Source organism: Pollutimonas rozaliensis, assembly GCF_048751585.1.
GTDB lineage: Bacteria > Pseudomonadota > Gammaproteobacteria > Burkholderiales > Burkholderiaceae_B.
This window is the reverse complement of sequence record NZ_JAZHOB010000001.1, coordinates 108,246-133,327: the sequence shown is the minus strand read 5'-3', so window position 1 is coordinate 133,327 and position 25,082 is coordinate 108,246. Positions and strand designations below refer to the sequence as shown.

Sequence of the window (25,082 nt, the reverse complement as noted above, 5' to 3'; positions counted from 1 at the left end):
CTTGCTTAAACAGCCGCCGCCGATTCGATGAAGTCCTGGGCGAAGCGTTGCAGCACGCCGCCTGCCTCGTAGATCGATACTTCTTCCGCCGTATCCAGGCGGCAGGTAACCGGCACCTGGATGCGCTCGCCGTTCTTGCGGTGGATGACCAGCATCAGCGTGGCCAGCGGAGTGCATGCGCCCTGGACATCGAAGGTTTCGGTGCCGTCGATATTCAAGGTGTGCCGGTTCACGCCCGGCTTGAACTCCAGCGGCAGCACGCCCATGCCCACAAGATTGGTGCGGTGGATGCGTTCGAAGCCCTCGGCGACGATGGCTTCCACGCCGGCCAGGCGCACGCCCTTGGCGGCCCAATCGCGCGAGGAACCCTGGCCGTAGTCGGCGCCGGCCACGATGATCAGCGGCTGCTTGCGTTCCATATACGTTTCGATGGCCTCCCACATGCGAGTGACCTTGCCCTCGGGCTCCACGCGGGCCAGCGATCCCTGCTTGACCTGTCCGTTCTCCGTCACCATTTCGTTCAGCAGCTTGGGATTGGCGAAGGTGGCGCGCTGGGCTGTCAGGTGATCGCCGCGGTGCGTGGCGTAGGAATTGAAGTCTTCTTCGGGCAGGCCCATCTTGGCCAAGTACTCGCCGGCGGCGCTGTTGGCCATGATGGCGTTCGACGGCGACAGGTGGTCGGTGGTGATGTTGTCGCCCAGCACGGCCAGCGGGCGCATGCCTTTGAGCGTACGTTCGCCGGCCAGCGCGCCCTCCCAATAGGGCGGGCAGCGGATGTAGGTGCTTTGCGGGCGCCAGTCGTACAAGGGACTGAGCCGTTCGCCCGCATCGGCGCTGGCGGCGAACATGGGTTCGTAGACGACCCGGAATTGCTCGGGCTTTACGCTGGCGGCGACGATGGCGTCGATTTCCTGGTCGGTCGGCCAGATGTCCTTCAGAGTCACGGGATGGCCATCCTTGTCCACGCCCAGCACGTCTTTCTCGATATCGAAGCGGATGGTGCCGGCGATGGCGTAGGCGACCACCAGCGGGGGCGAGGCCAGGAAGGCCTGCTTGGCATAGGGGTGGATGCGGCCATCGAAATTGCGGTTGCCCGACAGCACCGCGGTGGCATACAGATCGCGGTCGACCACCTCTTTCTGGATGGCGGGATCCAGCGCGCCGCTCATGCCGTTACAGGTGGTGCAGGCAAAGCCGACAATGCCGAAGCCAAGCTGTTCCAGCTCGGACAGCAGCTTGGCGTCTTCCAGGTAGAGCTGCACCGCCTTGGAGCCCGGCGCCAGCGAGGTTTTGACCCAAGGCTTGCGGGTCAGGCCGCGCGCATTGGCGTTGCGTGCCAGCAAACCGGCGGCGATCACATTGCGCGGATTACTGGTGTTGGTGCAACTGGTGATGGCGGCAATGATCACCGCGCCGTCCGGCATCAGACCGGGCTCGTTCTCGACCTTGCCGGAGATTCCCCTTGCGGCCAGTTCCGACGTCGGCACCCGGCGATGGGGGTTGGACGGACCGGCGATGTTGCGCACCACGGTCGACAGGTCGAATTTCAGCACGCGTTCGTATTCGGCAGTCTTCAGGCTGTCGGCCCAAAGTCCGGTGTGCCGGGCATAGGTTTCCACCAGCTTGACCTGCTCGTCGTCGCGGCCGGTCAGTGTCAGGTAGTCGATGGTTTGCTGGTCGATATAGAACATGGCCGCCGTGGCGCCGTACTCGGGCGTCATGTTCGAGATGGTGGCGCGGTCGCCCAGCGTCAGGCGGGAGGCGCCTTCGCCGTAGAACTCCAGGTAGGACGACACCACCTTTTCCTTGCGCAGGAATTCGGTCATCGCCAGCACCAGATCGGTGGCGGTGGAACCCGGCCGCAACTGGCCGGTCAGTTCGACGCCGATGATGTCGGGCAGGCGCATCCATGATGCGCGGCCCAGCATCACGCTTTCCGCTTCCAGGCCGCCCACGCCGATGGCGATCACTCCCAGCGCGTCGACATGCGGCGTGTGGCTGTCGGTGCCCACCAGCGTATCGGGGAAGGCCACGCCGTCGCGGACATGCACCACCGGAGACATGCGCTCGAGGTTGATCTGGTGCATGATGCCGTTGCCGGGCGGGATCACGTCGATGTTCTTGAACGCCTTCTTGGTCCAGTTGATGAAATGGAAGCGGTCGTCGTTGCGGCGGTCCTCGATCGCGCGGTTCTTCTGGAACGCGTCCTTTTCGAAGCCCGCATGCTCGACGGCCAGCGAATGGTCGACGATCAATTGGGTCGGCACCACGGGATTGACCTGCGAAGGATCGCCTCCTTTTGCCGCGATCGCTTCGCGCAGTCCGGCCAGGTCGACCAGGGCGGTCTGGCCCAGAATGTCGTGACAGACGACGCGAGCCGGAAACCAGGGGAAGTCCAGGTCGCGCTTGCGTTCGATAAGCTGCTTGAGCGAGGCGGTCAAGGTGGCGGGATCGCAGCGGCGCACGAGATTCTCGGCGAATACGCGCGAGGTATAAGGCAGCGTGGCGTAAGCGCCGGGCTGGATGGCGTCGACCGCCGCGCGCGCGTCGAAGTAGTCCAGCCGGGTGCCGGGCAGGGGTTTGCGGTTTGCAGTGTTCATGGCGTCCGAAAAAGCGGGATGATGATCGGGAATGCGGCGGGCTGCGGAAAGCAGCGGGAGCAGGCAAGGGGCCGCCTTGGCGGCCCCTTGAGCGCCGGCTTAGCGTTTGCCGACGGGAACGAACTTCCGGTCTTCCGGGCCGACGTAGTTGGCGGTGGGACGGATGATCTTGTTGTCGACGCGCTGCTCGATGATGTGCGCCGACCAGCCCGCCGTGCGCGCAATGACGAACAGGGGCGTGAACATGGCGGTGGGCACGCCCATCATGTGGTAGGACACGGCGGAGAACCAGTCCAGGTTGGGGAACATTTTCTTGATGTCCCACATGGCGGTCTCCAGGCGCTCGGCGATGTCGAACATCTTGGTGTTGCCCTGTTTCTTGGACAGCTTGCGGGCGACTTCCTTGATGACCTGGTTGCGGGGATCGGAAACCGTGTAGACGGGGTGGCCGAAGCCGATGATGACTTCCTTGTTCTCGACGCGCCGGCGGATGTCGGCCTCGGCTTCATCGGGGGTTTCGTAGCGCTTCTGGACTTCGAAGGCCACCTCGTTGGCGCCGCCGTGCTTGGGCCCGCGCAGGGCGCCGATGCCGCCGGCTATCGCCGAATACATGTCCGATCCCGTACCCGCTATGACGCGGCTGGCGAAGGTGGAGGCATTGAATTCATGCTCGGCGTAAAGGATGAGCGAGGTGTGCATGGCGCGCACCCAATCGTCGCTGGGCTTCCTGCCGTGCAGCAGGTGCAGGAAGTGCCCGCCTATGCTGTCGTCGTCGGTCTGCACGTCGATGTAGTGCCCGTTATGGCTGAAGTGGTACCAGTACAGCAGGGCGGAACCCAGGTTGGCCATCAGGCGGTCCGCGATGTCGCGGGCGTCGGGCAGATTGTGATCGTCTTTTTCGGGCAGGATGCAGCCCAGCACGGAAACCGCGGTGCGCATCACATCCATGGGGTGGCTGGCCGCGGGCAGGGCTTCAAGGGCTGTCTGCAATTGCGCCGGCAGGCCGCGCAGGCTGCGCAGCTTTTCCTTGTAGGCGGCCAGTTCGGCCTTGTTGGGCAGCTTGCCGTGGACCAGCAGATGGGCGACTTCCTCGAATTCGCAGGTTTCGGCGATATCCAGGATGTCGTAGCCGCGGTAGTGCAGGTCATTGCCGCTGCGGCCCACCGTGCACAAGGCGGTGTTGCCCGCCACGACGCCGGACAAGGCAACGGATTTCTTGGGCTTGGGCGCGGCCGCTGGTTGTTTGGTCGCGGCTTGCTTATTTGCGGTTTGCTTGCTTTTTGATTGGGCTGTGGCCATGTCTCAATTCCTTGAAAGGTTATTTTGATTTGCCTTGTTGAAACAGCGCATCGAGGCGGGACTCGAATTCGTGATACCCGATGCGGTCATACAGTTCTTCGCGCGTCTGCATCAGGTCGATGACATTTTTCTGGTGGCCGTCGCGCCGTATGGCCGCGTAGACCGTCTCAGCGGCTTTGTTCATCGCCCGAAACGCGGATAACGGATACAGTACCATGCCGACGCCCACCGATTTCAGTTCATCCACGGTGAACAAAGGCGTCTGGCCGAACTCGGTAATGTTGGCCAGCACCGGCACATTCAATGCCTTGGTGAAGCGCTCGTAGGTGGCCAGGTCGTAGGAGGCCTCGGCGAAAATCGCATCGGCGCCGGATTCAACGCAGGCTTGCGCGCGCTCAAGCGCGGCATCCACGCCGTCCACGGCGATGGCGTCGGTGCGGGCAATGATGAAGAAATTGCTGTCGGTGCGCGCATCGACAGCGGCCTTGACGCGGTCGGCCATTTCCTGGGTGCCGACGATTTCCTTGCCGGGGCGATGACCGCAGCGCTTGGCTCCGACCTGGTCTTCGATGTGGCAGGCCGCCGCGCCGAACTTGATCAGGCTTTTCACCGTGCGCGCGATATTGAAGGCTGACGGTCCGAAGCCGGTATCGATGTCCACCAGCAATGGAACGTCGCATACGTCGGTGATCCGGCGGATATCGGTCAGGACGTCGTCCAGCGTGTTGATGCCCAGGTCCGGCAAACCCAGCGACCCGGCCGCGACGCCGCCGCCGGAAAGATAGATGGCCTTGTACCCCGCGCGTTTGGCAAGAAGGGCATGGTTGGCGTTGATGGCGCCTATGATCTGCAAGGGTTGTTCTTGTCGCAGGGCCTCGCGAAACCGCGCGCCGGCTGAAGTGGGTTGGGGGGTTGCGTTGGACATCGGCACCTCTCTGTGTGGTGAAAAACGATGGCTGGGCCATCGAAGAATACTTATCCGGCAATCATAAGCAATAGTTGTGCCAATTATTTTTAGCGCTTGCGGATTCCAGTTGCGGCCCCCCAAGCCCCGCCGGTGAAGCAATATTTATGTTTGCCTTGGCATTGTGGCAGGCCTGGCGCTTGGCGCGGTGTGTCATATGTGAAACAATAGTGTTTCATTTGTTCCGACCATTTTGAAACAATCTGCGCGATGGCACTTTTTACTCCTTTGACCGGCTCCCGGCTGCGCATTGTCGCCGTGGGATTTCATGGATTGCGCGCCCTTCTGGAAGAGCTGGCTCCCGTCTATAGTCCTTTGGCGGAAATCATCATACTGGACAAGGCCTATTCGCAGGCGGTTGAACGCATTGCCGCAATGCGCCAGTCGGGCGGCGTCGATGCCGTCGTATCGGCGGGATCCAACGGCGGCTTTCTGCGGGAGCATCTGGATCTTCCGGTCGTGATGGTCAAGCCCGGCGGTTTCGATGTCATGCGCGGTCTGGCCAGGGCATCGGGCAAGTCCCGCCGCATTGCGCTGGTTGCCTACGGAAGTGTTCCGGCCGAGCTGGCACAGTTCAACGAACGCTTTTCGCTGCGGGTGGAGCTGCGGTCATACTCCACCGAGGAAGAAGCCGAGGCCTGTGTGCAGGAACTGGTGGCGATGGGTGTCGAATCCATCATTGCGCCGGGCCTTGTGGTGGATCTGGCGCGATCCTATGGCGTGGAGGGCATTTTGCTGTATTCGCAGGGCGCTGTGCGCGAAGCCATGGAAGATGCCATCGAAGTGGCCCGCGTCGCCCGGCTGGAGGTCGCCAGGCGCGAAAAGCTCAATACCATACTTGGGCAGTTGAAGGACGGCGTGGTCGCCGTCGATCTGGACGAGCGCATTGAAATCCTTAATCCCTCCATGGAGGCCTTTATCGGCGTACCCGCGGAGCTCGCCCTGGGACGGCGCCTGAGTACGTTGCAAAGCGAGCTGAGCCTGGCCAATACCTTGCGCACCGGAGAGGCTGAGCTGGAGCAAGTCCAGCAAGTGAACGGCAAGACCGTCGTGGTGACGCGCATGGCGATCATGGAGCAGGGCAGGCATACGGGCGCGGTCCTTGTCTGCCAGGACCCCATAGCGATTCAACGGCTGGACCGCAGCTTGCGCTCCCGAAGCCAGCCTGTGGCGCGCAACGCCAAATATGGACTGGCCAATCTTATCGGCGAAAGCCGGGCGCTGCAGCAGGTCCGGGATCGCGCCCTGACTTGCGCGCAGAGCAGCGCCACAGTGCTTATCGTGGGCGAAAGCGGCACCGGAAAAGAATTGCTGGCGCAGGGCATACACAACGCCAGCCCGCGCCAGGCGCAGCCTTTCGTGGCCATCAACTGCGCGGCCTTTCCCGATACCCTGCTGGAAAGCGAGCTCTTCGGTTATGTGGAGGGCGCATTCACGGGTTCCAGCCGTGGAGGCAAGGTGGGCTTGTTCGAGGCGGCCCATACGGGAACGATCTTTCTGGACGAGATCGGAGAAATGCCGCTGTCGCTGCAGACGCGCCTGTTGCGCGTGCTTCAGGAAAAAGAGGTGTTGCGCATCGGCGCGACGCAACCCACACCGGTCGATCTGCGTGTCATTGCGGCAACCCATCGGGACCTGGGACAGCAGGTTCGCAGCGGCGAGTTTCGGCAAGACCTGTACTACAGGCTGAATATCCTGCTGGTGCACCTTCCGCCCCTTAGGGAGCGCGAGGGCGACCTGTCCTTGCTGGCCCGGCATCTGGCCGAGAAAATCGCCCTTCGCCTGAACAACAGAGCGCTTGCCGATGAGGGCTTGATCCGGGCGATTGTGGAGGCGTCGCGGGGTTATCGCTGGCCAGGCAATATCCGCGAGCTGGAGAACCTTATCGAGCGGACCATGGTGTTTCGCGGGCTGCGGAACGTGGGCGAGGGTATTGGGCGGGAAGCCTTGAAAGAAATTGCGCCCGAGCTTTTTGCGGAAGGCATCGAGACGGTCGCGGACTCGCTGCCCGCCAGCCGGCTATCCATCGAGCGCGAGCGTATACGCGCGGCACTGGAGCAATGCGCGGGCAATCGCGGCCTGGCGGCGGAAAAGCTGGGCATCAGCCGCAGCACGCTTTGGCGCAAGCTGAAAATCGCGGACCTGGAGGCATAAACAAAAAAGCGCCATGAAAAACACCCCAAAAAGCGGACTTTCGCTGTCCGGTCTTTGGGGCGCGGTTCAAAACGGCGCAGAGCTTATCCGGAGCGGCGGCGGGCATGCCGCCGGCCGCTGCCGCAAGGCTGCTTATTTCAGCAGGTCTTGCACACCGTCGCGCTCTTCAAGCAGTTCCTTCAAGGTGAAGTCCATGCGCTCGCGCGAGAAGGCGTCGATTTCCAGGCCTTCGACACGGGTGTATTCGCCATTGACCGTCGTGACGGGCACGCCGTAGATGATGTCCTTGGGAATGCCGTAGGAGCCGTCCGACGGGACGCCCATCGTGACCCATTTGCCGTTCGAGCCCAGCACCCAGTCGCGCACATGGTCGATGGCGGCGTTGGCGGCCGAGGCCGCGGACGACAGGCCGCGCGCTTCGATGATGGCTGCGCCGCGCTTGCCCACGGTGGGGATGAAGGTGTCGCGGTTCCAGGCCTGGTCGTTGATCAGGGTATCCAGGCTTTGGCCGCCAACGGTGGCAAAGCGGGTGTCGGGATACATGGTGGGCGAGTGATTGCCCCACACGATCAGCTTTTCGATATCGGCAACAGGCTTGCCCGATTTGGCGGACAGCTGCGACAAGGCGCGGTTGTGATCCAGGCGCAGCATGGCCGTGAAGTTCTTGGCGGGCAGATCGGGCGCCGACTTCATGGCGATGTAGGCGTTGGTGTTGGCGGGGTTGCCGACGACCAGCACTTTGACGTTGCGGCTGGCGACGTCGTTCAGGGCTTTGCCCTGGGCGGTGAAGATCTGGGCATTGACTTGCAGCAAGTCCTTGCGTTCCATGCCGGGGCCGCGGGGGCGCGCGCCCACCAGCAGGGCAACGTCGACATCCTTGAAGGCTTCGCGGGCATCGCTATGCGCGGTCATGCCGGCCAGCAGGGGGAAAGCGCAGTCGTCCAGTTCCATCATGACGCCTTTCAGCGCCTTTTGGGCTTTCTCGTCTGGGATTTCCAGCAGTTGCAGAATGACCGGCTGGTCTTTGCCGAGCATTTCGCCCGAGGCGATGCGAAACAGCAAGGCATAGCCGATCTGGCCGGCTGCGCCGGTGACGGCGACACGCATGGCGGGTTTGGACATGAACAATCTCCCGGTAGATGGTAGGAATGGGTAAGAAGAGACAACGGACAGTGTAATTCTTTTGGCGGCTTTCTTTAACCCGGCGCGGGTTGAAAAAGCGGCGCCTGATGCGGGCTGCGCGTCTTTGGCAAAATGGGAACCGCATGCGCGCGGACATGGCGCAATAGAGTAGCCAATTTTCAGCTCTTGGTCAATTGTCTTATATCTTATATAAGACAGAAGAGTGTTAGACAGAAAGCGCCAAGCATGCGAAAATGGCGGGCGTCGGAAATTCTTTTCCCATCCTTAATTCTGTCCGTCACGGTACTCCATCCTAAGCGTCATGTCTGATTCGCCCTTAACAGATCGCGGCAATGTGCCTGATCGCTCTGCCAGCAGCGCGGCGTTCAGTCCGTTGTATCAGCAGATCAAGGGCTTGCTGCTGCAAAGCCTTGATCGCGGCGAATGGAAGCCGGGCGAGGCCATTCCCAGCGAGCTGGAGCTGGCGGCGCGTTTTCAGGTCAGCCAGGGCACGGTGCGCAAGGCCATCGACGAGCTCGCGTCGGAAAACCTATTGCTTCGACGCCAGGGCAAGGGTACATTCGTGGCAACGCACCACGAGGCCAAAGTCCGCTTCAGGTTCTTGCGGCTGACTTCCGATGACGGCAAGCAGCCCGTGTCCGGAAGCCAGATTCTGGATTGCAGAAGGGTCAAGGCGCCCGCCGACATCTCTTCATTGCTCGATTTGCGCAGCGGCGAAATCGTGGTCAATATGCGCCGTCTGCTTTCGTTCGACCAGGCTCCCACCATTCTGGACGACATCTGGTTGCCTGGAGCTGTGTTTCGCGGCTTGACGGCCGAATCGCTGGCCCGTTACCGCGGCCCCCTGTATGCCTTGTTCGAGTCCGAGTTCGGCGTCAGCATGGTTCGGGCGGAAGAAAAAATCAAAGCCGTCTCGGCCACTGCGGATCAGGCGCGGTTGCTGCGGGTCGAGCCGGCCAGTTCCTTGCTTCAGGTGGAACGCGTGTCATATACCTACGGCGACCGGCCCATGGAAGTTCGCAGGGGTTTATATGTGACAGAGCGGTTCCACTATAAAAACAGTTTGAATTAGCAGGGGTTTTCCGCCGATTTGATACCTCTACCTTAAATCGGCGAAAATGCCTGTAGCGCTTTGCAATAAATTATTTTGTTTAACTCGAGGCCATCATGTCCGATTCAGCTTCAAAGCCGCGTCCGCAGTTTCGCAACCTTAGCGTACCGCAGATACTAAGCTACCGCCTGCCCCTGGCAGGGAAATCGTCAATCCTGCACCGCGTCAGCGGCGCTTTATTGTTTCTCTGTATCCCGATTGTCATCCTGCCGCTGTTCGCGCTTAGCGTCACATCGGCGGAAAGCTTTGCGAGCATACAGGCCTGGGTTGCGAATCCGCTGTGCAAGCTGGTTCTGCTGGCCCTCATATGGGGCTTCCTGCATCATTTCTGCGCAGGCATACGCTACCTGGTCCTGGACCTGCATATCGGCAACGACAAGCATACCGCCCAGAAGACGGCGGGCGTGGTGTTCGGCGTCAGCCTGGCGCTGACCCTGGTTTGCGGTCTTAAACTGTTTGGGGTGTGGTAATGGCTCAAGAACTTCTCGGTACAAAGCGCCTGGTCGTCGGCGCTCATTACGGCACCATCGATTTCATCGCGCAGCGTGTCACGGCCGTCATCATGGCGGTATACACCATCGTGCTTTTTCTCGGCATTCTTTTCACCCCCGAAATGAATTTCGAAAACTGGCGCAATCTGTTCACGTTCACCTTCATCGGCATCCCGGCGGGACAATTGCTGGCCACCCTGGCTTTTCTGTCGGTCGCCTGGCATGCCTGGATAGGCGTGCGCGATATCTGGATGGACTACGTCCGATCGGCCGGCCTGCGCTTGTTCCTGCAAGTGCTGACCATCTTGTGGCTGGTGGGCGCTATCGTCTTTTTTGCAAAAATTCTCTGGAGTTTATAAGCCGTGGCTGCTGTCAAAAATTCCTTACCGCGCCGCCAGTTTGATGTGGTGGTCGTAGGCGCCGGCGGGGCCGGCATGCGTTGCTCCTTGCAACTGGCTCAAGCTGGCTTATCGGTCGCAGTCTTGTCCAAAGTGTTTCCCACCCGTTCGCATACGGTAGCGGCCCAAGGGGGCGTCAGCGCGTCGCTGGGCAACATGAGCGAGGACAACTGGTACTGGCATATGTACGATACCGTCAAGGGTTCCGACTGGCTCGGCGACCAGGACGCCATCGAGTTCATGTGCCGCGAAGCGCCCAATGCCGTCTACGAGCTTGAGCACTTCGGCATGCCTTTCGACCGCAATCCCGACGGCACCATTTACCAGCGCCCGTTCGGCGGGCACACCGCCAACTTCGGCGAGAAGCCCGTGCAGCGCGCCTGTGCGGCGGCTGACCGCACCGGTCACGCCATGCTGCACACGCTGTACCAGCGCAATGTGGCCGCGCGCACCCAGTTCTTCGTCGAATGGATGGCCCTGGACCTGCTGCGCAACGAAGCCGGCGACGTGCTGGGCGTGACCGCGCTGGAAATGGAAACCGGCGAAATCTACGTGCTGGAAGCCAAGCAGACCGTGCTGGCCACCGGCGGCGCTGGCCGCATCTGGGCAGCCTCCACCAACGCCTTCATCAACACCGGCGACGGCCTGGGCATGGCTGCCCGCGCCGGCCTGCCGCTGCAGGATCTCGAATTCTGGCAGTTCCACCCCACCGGCGTGGCCGGCGCGGGCGTGCTGATCACCGAAGGCGTGCGCGGCGAAGGCGGCATCCTGCTGAATAAAGACGGCGAGCGCTTCATGGAGCGCTATGCGCCCACGCTCAAGGACCTGGCCCCGCGCGACTTCGTATCGCGTTCCATGGACCAGGAAATCAAGGAAGGCCGCGGTTGCGGCGACGGCAGCTACGTGGTGCTCAAGCTCGATCACCTGGGTGCGGAAACCATCCAGAAGCGCCTGCCTTCCATCCGCGAAATCGCCATCAAATTCGCCAACGTCGATCCCATCAAGGATCCGATCCCGGTCGTGCCGACCATCCACTACCAGATGGGCGGCATCCCCACCAACATCTATGGCCAGGTGGTCAGCGTAGCCAACGGCGCAACCACGCCCGTGAATGGCTTGTACGCCATCGGCGAATGCGCCGCCACCTCGGTGCACGGCGCCAACCGCCTGGGCACGAACTCGCTGCTGGACCTGATCGTGTTCGGCCGCTCGGCGGGCAATCACATCGTGCAGTCGCATCCCGAGCGCCAGCATGCCCATCAGGACATTCCGGAATCGGCCATCGACTATTCGCTGGATCGCGTCAACAAGATCGAATCGCGCACCTCGGGCGAAAAAGTCCAGGACGTCGCCAACTCCATGCGCGCTTCCATGCAGCATCATTGCGGCGTGTTCCGCACGCTCGACCTTTTGCAAAAGGGCGTGGAGTCCATCGAAGGCATTGCCCAGCAAGTGGACAATATCTACTTCAAGGACAAGTCCAAGGTCTTCAACACGGCCCGCATCGAAGCGCTGGAAGTGTCCAACATGATCGAAGTGGCCCGCGCAACGACCAAGTCGGCCGCCAATCGCACCGAAAGCCGCGGCGCGCATGCGCTTAGCGACCACCCCGAGCGCGACGACGAAAACTGGCTGCGTCATACATTGTGGTTCTCCGAAGGCAGCCGTCTCGAATACAAGCCGGTGACAATGAAGCCGCTTACCGTGGACAGCTTCCCGCCCAAGTCGCGGACCTTCTAAGCAGGATATCGAAATGAGCCAAAAACGTATCGTCAAATTTGAAATCTACCGCTACGATCCCGACAAGGACGAGCGTCCTTACATGCAGAAGCTCGAGGTCGAGCTGCAGCCCACCGACAAGATGCTGCTCGATGCCATCATCCGCATCAAGAACGACGTGGACGACAGCCTGGCATTGCGCCGCTCCTGCCGCGAGGGCGTCTGCGGCTCCGATGCCATGAACATCAACGGCAAGAACGGCCTGGCATGCACGACCAACCTGCTGGAGCTCAAAGAGCCCATCGTGCTCAAGCCGCTGCCCGGACTGCCCGTCGTGCGCGACCTTATCGTCGACATGACGCACTTCTTCAATCAGTATCATTCGATCAAGCCCTTCCTGATCAACGACCAGCCGCCGCCCGAGAAAGAACGCCTGCAAAGCCCGGAGGCGCGCGAAGAACTCGATGGTTTGTACGAGTGCATTCTTTGCGCATGCTGCTCAACGGCGTGTCCTTCGTTCTGGTGGAATCCCGACAAGTTCGTGGGCCCCGCCGGCCTGCTGCAAGCCTACCGCTTCATCGTCGATAGCCGCGACGAAGCCACCGGCGAGCGCCTGGACAACCTGGAAGATCCGTATCGCCTGTTCCGCTGCCATACCATCATGAACTGCGCCGACGTCTGTCCCAAGGGGCTCAATCCGTCGCATGCGATCGGCAAGATCAAGGAACTCCTGGTTCGCCGCACCATATAGGTTATGTGTCACCGATGAGAAAGTTGTCAGAACTGGAGCGTGCCCGCCTGCGATGGCGGGCGCGTCGGGGCCTGTTGGAAAATGACCTGATCATCACTCGATTTTTAGATCACTACGAAGCCGATTTAACCGACACCGATGTTTCCGCCTTGACCTTGCTGTTCGAGATGGGCGATAACGAATTGCTTGACGTACTGCTGGCCAGAACAGAGCTTTCGGGCGTATACGATACGTCCGATATCCGCAGACTGGTCGCGCAAATGCAAGAGCTGTAATTTTTAAGGAAGATTGTGATGCAATTGTCAGACAAGAAAGCTACGCTATCGTTTTCCGACGGCAGCGCTCCAATAGAATTTCCTGTGTACCAGGGAACTGTTGGCCCTGATGTCATCGATATTCGCAAACTGTACGGCCAAAGCGGCATGTTCACGTACGACCCCGGCTTCTTGTCGACGGCGTCGTGCGAATCGGGCATCACTTACATCGACGGCGACAAAGGCCAGTTGCTGTATCGCGGCTATCCTATCGACCAGCTTGCGCAAAACTGCGATTTCCTGGACATCTGCTATTTGATCCTGAATGGCGATTTGCCCGACAGCCCCCAGAAGGCGGAGTTCGATTCGCTCGTGACCAACCACACCATGGTTCATGAGCAAATGCGCATCTTCCTGCAAGGCTTTCGCCGCGATGCGCATCCCATGGCCGTGCTGACCGGATTGGTGGGCGCGCTGTCCGCTTTCTATCACGACTCCACCGACATCACCAATCCGCATCACCGCCACGTGTCGGCCATCCGCCTGATCGCCAAAATGCCTACGCTGGTGGCGATGGCATACAAGCATTCGCTGGGCCAGCCTTTCATTTATCCGCAGAACGACCTGTCTTACACCGGCAACTTCCTGCGCATGATGTTCGCCACGCCTTGCGAAGACTACAAGGTCAACGATGTGGTGGAACGCGCGCTGGACCGTATTTTCATCCTGCATGCCGATCACGAGCAAAATGCGTCGACGTCGACGGTTCGCCTTTGCGGTTCGTCGGGCACCAATCCTTTCGCGGCCATCGCCGCCGGCGTAGGCTGCCTGTGGGGTCCGGCGCACGGCGGCGCCAACGAGGCGTGCCTGCAAATGCTGGAAGAGCTGCAAGCCAATGGCGGCGTGGCCAAGGTCGGCGAGTTCATGGAAAAGGTCAAGGACAAGAATTCGGGCGTACGCCTGATGGGCTTCGGCCATCGCGTCTACAAGAACTACGATCCCCGCGCCAAACTGATGCAGGAAACCTGCAAGGAAGTCTTGTCGGCGCTGGGCCTGGAAAACGATCCGCTGTTCAAGCTGGCCATGGAATTGGAGCGCATTGCGCTTGAGGACCCGTACTTCGTCGAGCGCAAGCTGTACCCGAACGTGGACTTCTATTCGGGTATCGTCCAGCGCGCCATAGGCATCCCGACGTCGCTGTTCACGGCCATCTTCGCCTTGGCCCGCACGGTGGGCTGGATAGCGCAATGGAGCGAAATGCTGTCCGATCCTGATTACAAGATCGGTCGTCCGCGCCAGTTGTACACGGGTTCGCAAACCCGCGACGTGCCGGCCAAGCGTTAATGGCTGTTTGGCGGTAGAAAACGGGGCGCTCTTTAGCGTCCCGTTTTTTTTGGCCTGGCGATTTTTGACTGTCGATAGTTTTATCGACATTGAGGGCAGGCTTAAGATCGCGCTTGTTGAACTGGTGTCCTGGGTCGGATGCTTGATTGGTTCTTGAGCAGGCGGGATGGCGGGGGCCAGGGCCTGCTCCCCGTCCGCGGTCCCGTTCCGGGACTACTCGCGTTTCCAGCCGCTGGCGGGGCGGCCGTGAAACTCGCAACGTTGGCAGCCCCCCGGGCTGCCAACACCCTTGTTGCTCGGGCAGTCACGGCCTTGCCTCCCCGCCAGCGGACGGAAACGCGACGCTCCCGAATTCGCCAGCCCCGGCCCCCGCCATCCCGCCTTTGCGGCAGGTATTCATGGCGGCGCTATGATTTCTTATTTGCAGCTCTGCGGCTTGATGTGGGCGTAGGAGGCATGTAATGGTGTGAACACTTCCTCCCTGGAAAGGCAATCTTCACCTCTATGTCTACGGGCTTACATCGGAGAGGTGATGTGTTTCTTTTAAGATGATGCTGGACTGCGAAATATGTCTAGACCGCAGTTGCTACATTTCCATGTGGGTTGAGCCTCTCCCATAACGCAACCTCCCAAGGCCACCCGCCCTTCATTAACAGCCATTTTTAAACTCTCGTCCTCAAAATTGGGGAAGCCATATAGTATTTCAGCGACGGGTGAGTGGTTACATCTAGGGCATGCAGTTGGGTTTTGGCTGTACAGGGGATTGGCGGTAGTTTTCATACTGGTTGAAGAGGGGGCTTCATTCTGTGTTTGTTGGTTATGCGCATCTATTGCATCTCGAAAAATGGGATCGCCAATGTCCGCTGGTAGTGTTAAATCGTGTACAACATCAACGTTGTAAAGAGCATTAATCTCTTTTGCGTACGTATACAGAGCAGCTTGCTTAGCCGTCTTTACATCTGAGGCGCGAGTAAATTTAATAGTTTTAATGCTTTGATTTATCGCGCGCATAGCGGCATCGGCTTTATGCCTCAAGTTTGTGTCTTCATGGTTTGCAAACCAAGCCTTAATGTCATCCTTAAATCTCATGTAATCGGCACACGCGGCATCCTGCATTTCCTTTTTTTTACGAGTACCCGCGAGCAATCCTCGGGCAAGTAAGAGAATGAAGATCAAGCCGAAGAAGCTGAGCACGTACAACATGATGCCTCCTATGAATTTCTAACTCGTTCTGATGATGGGTTAGTTAGTCAGTATCTCTGTACCCATTTTTAACGGCACAGTGTTCACCTTAGTCGCTTGCGGAATGTTACTCCAACAGCAGCGCACTATGTGGCGTGCTTAAGGTTCGCCCCGAAACTGTTGCCCGAAGGATATCGAGAAATAGAAAGGCTCCTACCTGAGATCTGAGTCGGAAGTTGAGTTATTAATAGCTCCAAAACTCGTGCCCCAGTTTCGGGTTGCAACGTTCTCAGATTCGCCAGCCCGGTCCAGGCCAGCCCACCACGGCGTCAGAAGAAACAAGACCGACGGTGACGTTATGAGAGTCTCCATCACGCCCGACAGCAAGATCGCCGGCAAGAACTACAGGCAACTATTTCGCCGCCAGAATGAACGCCATCATCTGCCGCACATACACCGGCAGCTCATCCGCCGAACGCACGCAAAGCATCAGGTCCCGGGATGCCCAGGCATCCGCCAATGCAATGTGCTTGATGCGGGCCGGCTTCGCACAGCGCACAGCCGCCGCTCGGGGTACCACCGCGATGCCCACCCCCTGGCCCACCATCCGGCAGACCGCATCGATGCTGCGCAAGCGTATCCGGTAGCCCAGCTGTTTGCCCGAGCGGCGGGCATGGTGCGCGATGTGATCCTGCAGAGCGCTGCCTTCCGTCAGGCCCACGAAATCATAGCCGGCCAACTCGGCCAGGATTATGGACTTGCGTTGCGCCAGCTCATGGTCTCTGGCCACGATCAAGACTAGCGGGTCAGGGCGAAAAACATGCGTTTCCAGGCCTTGAAGATCCACCGAGTCCGCCACGATTCCCATATCTGCGATGCCCACGCGTATCGCATCCGCGATGTCATAGCTCATTTTCTCTTCGAGATCGATGGATATCTGCGGATTCTGGATCAGGAAATCGCTGAGTATGTCGGGCAGATATTCGCTTAGGGCCGCCGTATTGCACAGCAAGCGCACATGCCCCTTCAGGCCCTTGCCGTACTGGTCCAGCTCGTCGCGCATGCGGTCCATTTGCTGAAGCATGGCGCGGGCGTGGTGCAGCAAGGCGCGGCCTGCTGACGTCGGCTGTACGCCGCGCCGATCTCGGATCAGCAGGGCGACCCCCAGGCTCTCTTCCATGCCTTTGACGCGCTCACTGGCCGAAGCCAGCGTCATGTGCGAACGCTGGGCGCCTTTTGTGATGGTGCCGGTTTCATGGATGTTCAGAAACAGGCGCAGATCGGTCAGGTCGAAGCGCATGAAAAAATCATAGCATGCCGATGCAGCCAGGCTAAGGTTCAGCCTGAGCCTGGCTTAGACAAAGCCGCATTTTCCGCAAGTCGATTAGAGGTCAGAATAGCGCCTGTACTGGATATTGACTATTGCACGGAGCCTCGTTGATGTTGACTGAACTGCTTGCCGGCTACACGCCGGGTGTCTTCGGCCTGATTGTGGCGGTATTCGTGCTGGCAGGATTGGTCAAAGGCGTAGTGGGCCTGGGCCTGCCCACCATCTCGATGGCCTTGCTCTCGATCTTCATGCTTCCGGCGCAAGCGGCCGCCTTGCTGGTGATTCCCTCGCTGGTCACCAACGTCTGGCAGACGCGCCCCGTTCACAGCCTGCTGCCCATGCTGCGACGCATAGGCGGCATGCAGGCGGGCGTTGCCGCCGGGACGCTGGCGGGCGCCATGATACTGGGTGCCCCGGCTGGCGCCTGGGCCGCCGTATCGCTGGGGGTGGCGCTGGTCGCTTATTCCCTCTGGACGCTGTTCGGCCATCCGCTGACCATACCCGCGCGCACGGAAGGCTGGCTGGGTCCGGCGATCGGAGCCTTGACCGGTTTCATAACGGCGGCGACCGGCGTGTTCGTGGTGCCCGCCGTGCCCTACCTTCAGTCGCTGGGACTGGCCAGGGATGAGCTGATCCAGGCCATGGGCATATCCTTCACCGTTTCGACGGTGGCCCTGGCCGCCGGCTTGTGGCTGAACGACAGTTATACGCTGGGCGCTGTTGGGGCATCGCTGATCATGCTGGTGCCCGCCTTGATTGGAATGGGAGTTGGCCAGCGCCTGCGCCAGTCGCTCCCGCCCGCCACTTTTCGCCGCTGTTTTCTGGTCAGCCTGCTCATCGTGGGTGTCTACTTGGCGGCGAAGGGCCTGCTCTTCTGATTGCCGGGTGTCGGATGCCGGATTTCCTTGTCGGCTATTCCGCGCTTCCTAGGCGGTGATATTGAAGGCCTGCCCCAGCATTGCATGTCCGGCCGGGGTGAAGGCCACCGCCCGCGTGCCGTCCAGGCGGCGTATCCAGCCACGGTCCAAGCAGCATAGGCATAAGGCTTTTCCGACGGCGCCCGCGATATGAGGGCGCCGTTCGCTCCAGTCCAGGCAGGGGCGGCAGAACGTCCTGCCGCTGTCCCGGCCCCCTGTGCCGGCCAGTACGGCGTCCAAGTCTACGCCCAGGCCGTTCAGGAATCGGATGCCGTCGGCGGTCAGGACGCCGCCGTCCGCGGTGAATTCAATCTGGCCGCGTTCGGCCATCCGGTCCGTCATCGTCACCGCAATTTGGCCGGCCAGGTGGTCATAGCACGTGCGGGCGTACCGCAAGGCCTGGTCGCGTGGGCCGGTCACCACCGACTTCTTTCGTCCGGCCCGGCCGGGCCCATCAAGGTCGCCGGCCACCGACATGATGCTTTCTATCATCCTCGCGACGGCGGGTGAGGCCAGTCGGTGGTAACGGTGCCGGCCCTGTCGTTCCATAGCCAGCAGGCCGGCGTCGGTCAGCAGCGCCAGGTGTCCGCTTGCGGTTTGCGGTGTGATTCCGGCAACCCGCGCAAGTTCGGTCGCTGTCAGGGCGCGCCCATCCATAAGCGCGGCCATCATGTTCGCGCGTGCCAGGTCGCCCATCAGGGCGGCTGTTTCGGCAAATGATGAGGTGCTGAGCATGAGCGTTTCCTGTGCGAAGGCTTGGGTCATCGTAGCACCGGCATGCCCGGCGATGCTACGGCCCAGCCCGTAGCAATCGGGTGTTTATCAGATGCAGAATTTTCGGCATGGAAGTATCAATTTTTTATGCCGGAGTGTAGCGATGATGCAGCCCGATATCGGTTATGTGCTTTTACGCCCTTTCGTATGGAAGCGGAAATCTTTGTGGACGAGGTGCTTGCGGTGGCTGGATGAACGCAGGCAACAGGTTCAACTGGAAGAGATGGACGAGCGCATGCTGCGCGACATCGGGTTGACTCGCGGGGACGTCATTCGCCGCGTTCCGTTCAATAGGGCGCGTGAGTATCGTGTTTAGCCATGGGCTCATGGTTCTAGCTCATTTTTCTTGAGGCAGGCGTGCTGGCACAGGCCGGGACCTCCTCACCGTCCGCGGTCCCGTTCCGGGACTACTCGCGTTTCCGGCCGCTGGCGGGGCGGCCGTGAAACTCGCAACGTTGGCAGCCCCCCGGGCTGCCAACACCCGTGTTGCTCAAACAGTCACGGCCTTGCCTCCCCGCCAGCGGCCGGAAGCGCGACGCTCCCGAATTCGCCGGCCCCGGCCCGCGCCAGGACGCCTTTGCATCAAAGGCTGATGATGGGTGTCGACCCCGATCTCGGAACTGATTCTGTTTGGTGCCGTTTGTTTGATGATGCTGTATTTGAAGAGGAGCTCAATCGGATGTGCTTATTCGAAGGCCTTGCAATCATCTTCTGCAAAGGCGTGGTGGGCCGGCCTGGGCCGGGCCAAGCTTGAGCGCGCCGCGTGGGCGGGCTGGATCGGGGGCGTAAGAGGGCGCGCATGTTTGAGCACAAAATCAGTCCGGGGGACTGATTTTTGCGAGTTCGCGCCCGACCCCGAATCCAGACCGTTCAGGCGGGAAATCCCGGCGTAGCCGGGATCGCGGCGAGGCGCAGCCCGGTCCAGGCCGGCCCACCAGGCCGTTTTTAGAATCGGATAGGCCAGTCCATCACGTCCAATAGAACAGAGTCAAGGCAGCGATGCACATCAGTAAATCTCGACGCTATAGAACCAGCACGCCACCGCAAATGAAAACGGGCGCCCGTCATAAACAGGCACCCGTAAACAAAAAAAGCAGAGCCGGCGGGAGGGCAGACGCGCTTCACTCCGACATCGAAGAAGCGCGTCGAACGCCGCCGGATTACAACTGAACCTGCCCAGCCTCCTGCTGCGCATCCACAACGGCCAGCGCCGTCATGTTCACAATGCGCCGCACCGTCGAACTCGTCGTCAGGATATGCACCGGACGCGCCGCGCCCAGCAGCACAGGCCCCATCGCAACGCCATTGCTGCCCGTCATCTTCAGCATGTTGTAGGTAATGTTGCCCGTATCCAGATTAGGCGTGATCAGCAGATTTGCCGGACCCTTCAGGGTTGAATCCGGGAAGGACTTCAGGCGGATTTTTTCCGACAAGGCCGAATCAGCATGCATCTCGCCATCGACTTCCAGATTGGGCGCGCGCTCTGAAATCAAGCGACGGGCCTCGGCCATCTTGCGTGACGACGCCGAGGAACGGCTGCCGAAGTTCGAATGCGACAGCAGGGCCACCTTGGGCACCACGCCGAAACGCTGAACCTCTTGCGCCGCCTGTATCGTCATGTCTGCGATTTCCTCTGCCGTCGGGTCCTCGTTTACGTGCGTATCGCAGATAAACAAAGTTTGCGTCGGCAGCATCAGCACATTCATGGCCGCATACGTCTGCGCCCCGGACTTCAGGCCAATGACCTCTTGCACATACTTAAGCTGATTGTCGAAGCGGCTGGTGACCCCGCACAGCATCGCATCGGCATCGCCCCGTTGCAGCAGCATGACTCCGATCAGCGAATTATGCTTGCGCACCATCGCCTTGGCGATTTCCGGCGTGACCCCGTCGCGGCCCTTCAGCTTGTAATAGGCACCCCAGGTTTCGTTGAAGCGTGCATCGTCTTCAGGGTCGACGATATCTACGTCTTTTCCAACCACCAGACGCAAGCCGAACTTCTCGATACGCATCTGGATGACCGAAGGCCGGCCTATCAGTATGGGGTTTGCTATTTGCTCGTCGACCACCGTCTGGGCTGCGCGCAGCACGCGTTCGTCTTCGCCGTCGGCATAGATGACCCGCTTGGGCGCGCTCTTGGCCTGCATGAACAGTGGACGCATCAACTGGCCGGTGTGATAAACCAGGCTCATGAGCTTCTGGCGGTATGCCTCCAGGTCCTGGATGGGACGGCGGGCCACGCCGGAAAGGGCGGCCGCTTCGGCCACGGCCGGCGCAATCTTGACGATCAGGCGCGGGTCGAAAGGCTTGGGAATGATGTAGTCGGGGCCGAAGGCCAGTTCCTGGCCCGCATAGGCCAGCGCCACTTCGTCGTTCTGCTCGGCTTCGGCCAGCTCCGCAATGGCCTTGACGCAGGCCAGCTTCATTTCCTCATTGATCACCGTGGCGCCGACGTCCATGGCTCCCCGGAATATGAAGGGGAAGCACAGTACATTGTTGACCTGGTTGGGGTAGTCCGACCGGCCGGTCGCGATGATGCAGTCGGGCCTGGCCGCCTTGGCGACTTCAGGACGGATTTCCGGCTCGGGGTTGGCCAGGGCAAGAATCAAGGGGTTGGGGCCCATGGTTTTCACCATGTCGGCGGTCAACACGCCGGGCGCCGAGCAGCCTAGGAACACATCGGCGTCCTTGCAGACGTCGGCCAAGGTGCGGGCATCGGTTTCCTGGGCATAGCGCGCCTTGTTGGGCTCCATGTTCTCTTCGCGCCCCACGCGTATGACGCCGCGTGAATCCACCACGTACATATTCGAGCGCTTCAGGCCCAGGTGGACCAGCAGGTCCAGGCAGGCGATGGCCGCGGCGCCCGCGCCGGAGCACACCAGCTTCACATCGCCGATCTTCTTGTTGACGACCTTCAGGCCGTTCAGGATGGCGGCCGACGAGATAATGGCCGTGCCGTGCTGGTCGTCATGGAAAACCGGAATCTTCATGCGCTCGCGCAGCTTCTTCTCTATATAGAAGCACTCCGGTGCCTTGATGTCTTCCAGGTTGACGCCGCCCAGGGTGGGTTCCAGCGCAGCGATGATGTCCACCAGCTTGTCGGGGTCGGTTTCCGCCAATTCGATGTCGAAGACATCGATGCCGGCAAACTTCTTGAACAGGCAGCCTTTGCCTTCCATGACGGGCTTGGCCGCGAGCGGGCCGATATTGCCCAGGCCCAGGACGGCTGTGCCGTTGGTGATCACGCCGACCAGATTGGAGCGGGAGGTGTACATGGACGCGGCGTCTTCGCCCTCGGCGTGGATGGCCATGCAGGCCACGGCCACCCCGGGCGAGTAGGCCAGCGACAGGTCATCCTGGTTGGCCAGCGGTTTGGTCGGCATGACCGAAATCTTGCCCGGGGAAGGGTAGGCGTGATAGTCCAGGGCCAGTTTTGCAAGGTCGGCGTTGGCGTCCATGGGTGTAGCTCCTAAAAATGAAAAACGAAAAAGATAACCGTGCTTGAACGTTTACGCGACCGTTTTGATGCGGAAAAATGCAAGGTGTTTGTAAATGCCAACGCTTTCCCGGTTTTGGGATGCAATTCCCGTCTTTGGGTTTGTTGCCCTATGCTTCAAGGGTATACTAGTATGAATACGGCTTATTAAGGCGTCGTACTGTTGCCTTCTGCCCCGCTATCCGCTAACCGGTCTGGCCGTGTCGCGGAAGGTTTTTCCCTGCATCATAACGAGTGAGACACTCGGATAGGTGAAGCGCATATATGTCATCGGAAATAGAACTTTTATCCAATTCTTACCTGTTTGGTAGCAACGCTCCATATGTCGAGGAACTCTACGAGTCCTACCTCGATAATCCCGGTTCTGTTTCAGACCAGTGGCGTACTTATTTCGACCAGCTTCAGCATCAGCCTGCCACCGACGGCCGCGAAATCACCCGCGACCAGGCTCACGCCCCCGTGGTCGAGTCTTTCGCGCAGCGGGCCAAGGCCAACGCCTTTGTAGCCCGGGCTCAAGAGCCCGACCTGGCCATTGCCAGTAAGCAAGTATATGTTCAATCGATCATCGCCGCATACCGGTCGCTGGGTTCGCGTTTCGCCGAACTCGATCCGTTGAAGCGCCACGATCGTCCCGTCATTCCCGAACTCGACCCCAGTTTCTACGGCCTGGCCGAAGCCGATCTGGATCAGGTCTATTCCGCCACCAATACCTACTTCACCAAAGCCGACACCATGACCATGCGGGACATGCTCAAGGCTTTGCGCGATACGTATTGCCGCAGCGTGGGCGCCGAGTTCATGCATATCTCCGATCCGGCCGCCAAGCGCTGGATTCAAGAACGCCTTGAGTCCACCCTGGGCGTGCCCTCGTTCTCGGCCGATCGCAAACGGCACATTTTGCAGCAAGTCACCGAGGCCGAAGGCCTGGAACGCTTCCTGCATACCAAGTACGTGGGCCAGAAGCGCTTTTCGCTGGAAGGCGGCGAAAGCTTCATTGCCTCCATGGACGAAGTCGTCGGCCACGCCGGCGACAACGGTGTGCAGGAAATCGTCGTGGGCATGGCTCACCGCGGCCGCCTGAACATGCTGGTGAACATCATGGGCAAGATGCCCGGCGACCTGTTCGCCGAGTTCGAAGGCAAGCACGCCGAAGGCCTGACCGATGGCGACGTCAAGTACCACAACGGCTTCTCCAGCGACCTGTCCACGCGCGGCGGCCCCATCCATTTGTCGCTGGCATTCAATCCGTCCCACTTGGAAATCGTCAACCCCGTGGTCGAAGGCAGCGTGCGCGCCCGCCAGGACCGCCGCAATGACGAGGACGGCCTGCAAGTATTGCCCGTGCTGGTTCACGGCGATGCCGCTTTTGCTGGGCAGGGCGTGGTCATGGAAACCCTTAACATGGCGCAAACGCGCGGTTACGGCACCGGCGGCACGCTGCACATCGTCATCAACAACCAAATCGGCTTTACCACTTCCGATCCGCGCGATACCCGCTCCACGCTGTATTGCACCGACGTGGTCAAGATGATCGAAGCCCCGGTTTTCCACGTTAACGGCGACGATCCCGAAGCCGTCGTGTATGTCACTCAGCTGGCGCTCGACTACCGCATGAAGTTCCATCACGATGTCGTGGTCGACATTGTCTGCTTCCGCAAGCTGGGCCACAACGAGCAGGACACCCCCTCGCTGACCCAACCTCTTATGTACAAGAGCATCGGCAAGCACCCCGGCACGCGCAAGGTCTACGCCGACAAGCTGGTGGCGCAGGGCATCCTGGCCGAGGGCGAACCCGACCAGCTCGTCAAGGACTATCGTCAGCTCATGGAAGACGGGCAGCGCACCATCGAGCCCGTCCTCACCGACTACAAGAACAAGTATTCCACCGACTGGTCAGCCTTCCTGGGCGCCAAATGGACCGACCAGGCCGATACCGGCGTACCGCTGGCCGAACTGACCCGCATAGGCGAAAAGCTGACGACCGTGCCGGAAGGCTTCACGGTTCATTCGCTGGTCAACAAGCTGCTCAACGACCGTCGTAACATGGCGCGCGGTGAACAGAACCTGGACTGGGGCATGGGCGAGCATCTGGCGTTCGCCACGCTGGTGGCCAGCGGCTATGCCATCCGCATCACCGGACAGGATTCCGGCCGCGGTACCTTTACGCACCGCCATGCGGTATTGCACGACCAGAAGCGCGAGCGCTGGAACGACGGCACCTATATTCCCCTGCAAAACGTATCCGACAATCAGGCGCCGTTCACGGTGATTGATTCGGTATTGTCCGAAGAGGCCGTGCTGGCTTTTGAATACGGCTATGCCTCGGCCGAGCCCAACACGCTGACCATTTGGGAAGCCCAGTTCGGCGATTTCGTCAACGGCGCGCAAGTGGTGATCGACCAGTTCATCACGTCGGGCGAGGCCAAATGGGGCCGTCAGTGCGGCCTGACCATGATGTTGCCGCACGGCTACGAAGGCCAGGGCCCGGAACACTCTTCGGCACGCATCGAGCGCTTCCTGCAATTGTGCGCCGACAACAATATCCAGGTGGTGCAGCCGACCAATGGCGCGCAGATATTCCACGTCTTGCGCCGCCAGATGATCCGGCCTTTCCGCAAGCCGCTGGTCATCCTGACGCCCAAGTCGCTGTTGCGCAACAAGGACGCCACGTCGCCGCTGGCCGACCTGGCCAACAGCCAGTTCCTGCCGGTCATCGGCGAGCAGGACGAGTCCATCGATCCGGCGGGCGTCAAGCGCGTGCTGGTGTGTTCGGGCAAGGTCTATTACGACATCGTTCACGCCCGCAAGGAAGCCGGCCGCGACGATGTCGCCATCCTGCGCGTCGAGCAGCTGTATCCCTTTGCGCACAAGGCTTTCCAGGCCGAATTGCAAAAGTACGTCAATGCCAAGGAAGTGGTCTGGACTCAGGACGAGCCTCAGAATCAGGGCCCCTGGTTTTATATTCAGCATCATTTGTACGAGAATATGGCTGAAGGTCAGAAGCTGGGCTATGCAGGCCGCGCCGCTTCGGCTTCGCCGGCGGTGGGCTACCTGGCCAAGCACCAGGAACAGCAGCGCAATCTGCTTGAGCAAGCGCTGGCGCCCAAGTTCAAGAGCTTTATGCTGACCAAATAACGAATACCTTACACAACGGA

Annotated in this window: 19 protein-coding genes; 11 read left to right on the top strand and 8 right to left on the bottom strand. The window is 60.4% G+C overall.

What is annotated here, in order from left to right; translation table 11 throughout:
• Positions 1-5: 5 nt before the first annotated feature.
• The 3 genes from acnD to prpB all read right to left on the bottom strand — a co-directional run bounded on the left by acnD (position 6) and on the right by prpB (position 4,824).
• Positions 6-2,600, bottom strand: a complete 2,595-nt coding sequence (acnD, locus tag V0R37_RS00575) for a Fe/S-dependent 2-methylisocitrate dehydratase AcnD (protein ID WP_420372635.1) — start codon at positions 2,598-2,600, stop codon at positions 6-8.
• A gap of 99 nt (positions 2,601-2,699) precedes the next feature.
• Positions 2,700-3,899 (bottom strand): bifunctional 2-methylcitrate synthase/citrate synthase, encoded by a 1,200-nt coding sequence (gene prpC / locus V0R37_RS00570; protein WP_420372634.1) that lies wholly within the window; start codon positions 3,897-3,899, stop codon positions 2,700-2,702.
• A gap of 19 nt (positions 3,900-3,918) precedes the next feature.
• On the bottom strand, positions 3,919-4,824 hold the full coding sequence (gene prpB, locus V0R37_RS00565; protein WP_420372633.1) for a methylisocitrate lyase: 906 nt from the start codon (positions 4,822-4,824) through the stop codon (positions 3,919-3,921).
• A gap of 249 nt (positions 4,825-5,073) precedes the next feature.
• On the opposite strand from prpB, the gene prpR reads away from it, so the two are divergent.
• The gene (prpR, locus tag V0R37_RS00560) at positions 5,074-7,017 is read left to right on the top strand and encodes a propionate catabolism operon regulatory protein PrpR (RefSeq protein WP_420372632.1); all 1,944 of its coding nucleotides are present in this window, start codon (positions 5,074-5,076) and stop codon (positions 7,015-7,017) included.
• A gap of 132 nt (positions 7,018-7,149) precedes the next feature.
• Here the strand turns inward: prpR and V0R37_RS00555 are convergent, their stop codons facing one another.
• Positions 7,150-8,139 (bottom strand): malate dehydrogenase, encoded by a 990-nt coding sequence (locus V0R37_RS00555; protein WP_420372631.1) that lies wholly within the window; start codon positions 8,137-8,139, stop codon positions 7,150-7,152.
• Between the two features lie 322 nt (positions 8,140-8,461).
• Here V0R37_RS00555 and V0R37_RS00550 point away from each other — a divergent pair, with 322 nt between their 5' ends.
• The 7 genes from V0R37_RS00550 to gltA all read left to right on the top strand — a co-directional run bounded on the left by V0R37_RS00550 (position 8,462) and on the right by gltA (position 14,228).
• On the top strand, positions 8,462-9,232 hold the full coding sequence (locus V0R37_RS00550) for a GntR family transcriptional regulator (protein WP_420372630.1): 771 nt from the start codon (positions 8,462-8,464) through the stop codon (positions 9,230-9,232).
• A 95-nt stretch (positions 9,233-9,327) separates the two neighbouring features.
• Positions 9,328-9,741 carry a succinate dehydrogenase, cytochrome b556 subunit gene (gene sdhC, locus V0R37_RS00545; protein ID WP_420372629.1) on the top strand — a complete coding sequence of 138 codons (414 nt, stop codon included), beginning with the start codon at positions 9,328-9,330 and terminating at the stop codon, positions 9,739-9,741.
• Positions 9,741-10,121, top strand: a complete 381-nt coding sequence (sdhD, locus tag V0R37_RS00540) for a succinate dehydrogenase, hydrophobic membrane anchor protein (protein ID WP_420372628.1) — start codon at positions 9,741-9,743, stop codon at positions 10,119-10,121. The genes sdhC and sdhD overlap by 1 nt, the downstream gene beginning before the upstream one ends.
• 3 nt (positions 10,122-10,124) lie before the next feature.
• The gene (gene sdhA / locus V0R37_RS00535) at positions 10,125-11,900 is read left to right on the top strand and encodes a succinate dehydrogenase flavoprotein subunit (protein ID WP_420372627.1); all 1,776 of its coding nucleotides are present in this window, start codon (positions 10,125-10,127) and stop codon (positions 11,898-11,900) included.
• Positions 11,901-11,913: 13 nt separating this feature from the next.
• Positions 11,914-12,630, top strand: a complete 717-nt coding sequence (locus V0R37_RS00530; RefSeq protein WP_420372626.1) for a succinate dehydrogenase iron-sulfur subunit — start codon at positions 11,914-11,916, stop codon at positions 12,628-12,630.
• Positions 12,631-12,644: 14 nt separating this feature from the next.
• The gene (locus V0R37_RS00525) at positions 12,645-12,905 is read left to right on the top strand and encodes an FAD assembly factor SdhE (RefSeq protein WP_420372625.1); all 261 of its coding nucleotides are present in this window, start codon (positions 12,645-12,647) and stop codon (positions 12,903-12,905) included.
• Between the two features lie 18 nt (positions 12,906-12,923).
• Positions 12,924-14,228 carry a citrate synthase gene (gltA, locus tag V0R37_RS00520; protein WP_420372624.1) on the top strand — a complete coding sequence of 435 codons (1,305 nt, stop codon included), beginning with the start codon at positions 12,924-12,926 and terminating at the stop codon, positions 14,226-14,228.
• Positions 14,229-14,771: 543 nt separating this feature from the next.
• Here the strand turns inward: gltA and V0R37_RS00515 are convergent.
• Both V0R37_RS00515 and V0R37_RS00510 read right to left on the bottom strand, forming a co-directional pair.
• Positions 14,772-15,431: a hypothetical protein gene (locus V0R37_RS00515; RefSeq protein WP_420372623.1), complete on the bottom strand. Its 660-nt coding sequence runs from the start codon at positions 15,429-15,431 to the stop codon at positions 14,772-14,774.
• 391 nt (positions 15,432-15,822) lie between these two features.
• Positions 15,823-16,710 (bottom strand): LysR family transcriptional regulator, encoded by an 888-nt coding sequence (locus tag V0R37_RS00510; RefSeq protein ID WP_420372622.1) that lies wholly within the window; start codon positions 16,708-16,710, stop codon positions 15,823-15,825.
• A gap of 140 nt (positions 16,711-16,850) precedes the next feature.
• Between V0R37_RS00510 and V0R37_RS00505 the strand changes: the two genes are divergently transcribed.
• Complete coding sequence (locus tag V0R37_RS00505) at positions 16,851-17,618, top strand: sulfite exporter TauE/SafE family protein (protein WP_420372621.1); 768 nt, start codon at positions 16,851-16,853, stop codon at positions 17,616-17,618.
• Positions 17,619-17,666: 48 nt separating this feature from the next.
• Here the strand turns inward: V0R37_RS00505 and V0R37_RS00500 are convergent, their stop codons facing one another.
• The gene (locus V0R37_RS00500) at positions 17,667-18,392 is read right to left on the bottom strand and encodes an ArsR/SmtB family transcription factor (RefSeq protein WP_420372620.1); all 726 of its coding nucleotides are present in this window, start codon (positions 18,390-18,392) and stop codon (positions 17,667-17,669) included.
• A 142-nt stretch (positions 18,393-18,534) separates the two neighbouring features.
• Here V0R37_RS00500 and V0R37_RS00495 point away from each other — a divergent pair, with 142 nt between their 5' ends.
• Entirely contained in the window at positions 18,535-18,747 is a 213-nt protein-coding gene (locus tag V0R37_RS00495) for a DUF1127 domain-containing protein (protein WP_420372619.1), read from the top strand.
• Positions 18,748-19,591: 844 nt separating this feature from the next.
• On the opposite strand, the gene V0R37_RS00490 is transcribed toward V0R37_RS00495, so the two are convergent.
• Positions 19,592-21,889, bottom strand: a complete 2,298-nt coding sequence (locus tag V0R37_RS00490) for an NADP-dependent malic enzyme (RefSeq protein ID WP_420372618.1) — start codon at positions 21,887-21,889, stop codon at positions 19,592-19,594.
• Between the two features lie 302 nt (positions 21,890-22,191).
• On the opposite strand from V0R37_RS00490, the gene V0R37_RS00485 reads away from it, so the two are divergent.
• Positions 22,192-25,062: a 2-oxoglutarate dehydrogenase E1 component gene (locus V0R37_RS00485; RefSeq protein ID WP_420372617.1), complete on the top strand. Its 2,871-nt coding sequence runs from the start codon at positions 22,192-22,194 to the stop codon at positions 25,060-25,062.
• Positions 25,063-25,082: the final 20 nt, after the last annotated feature.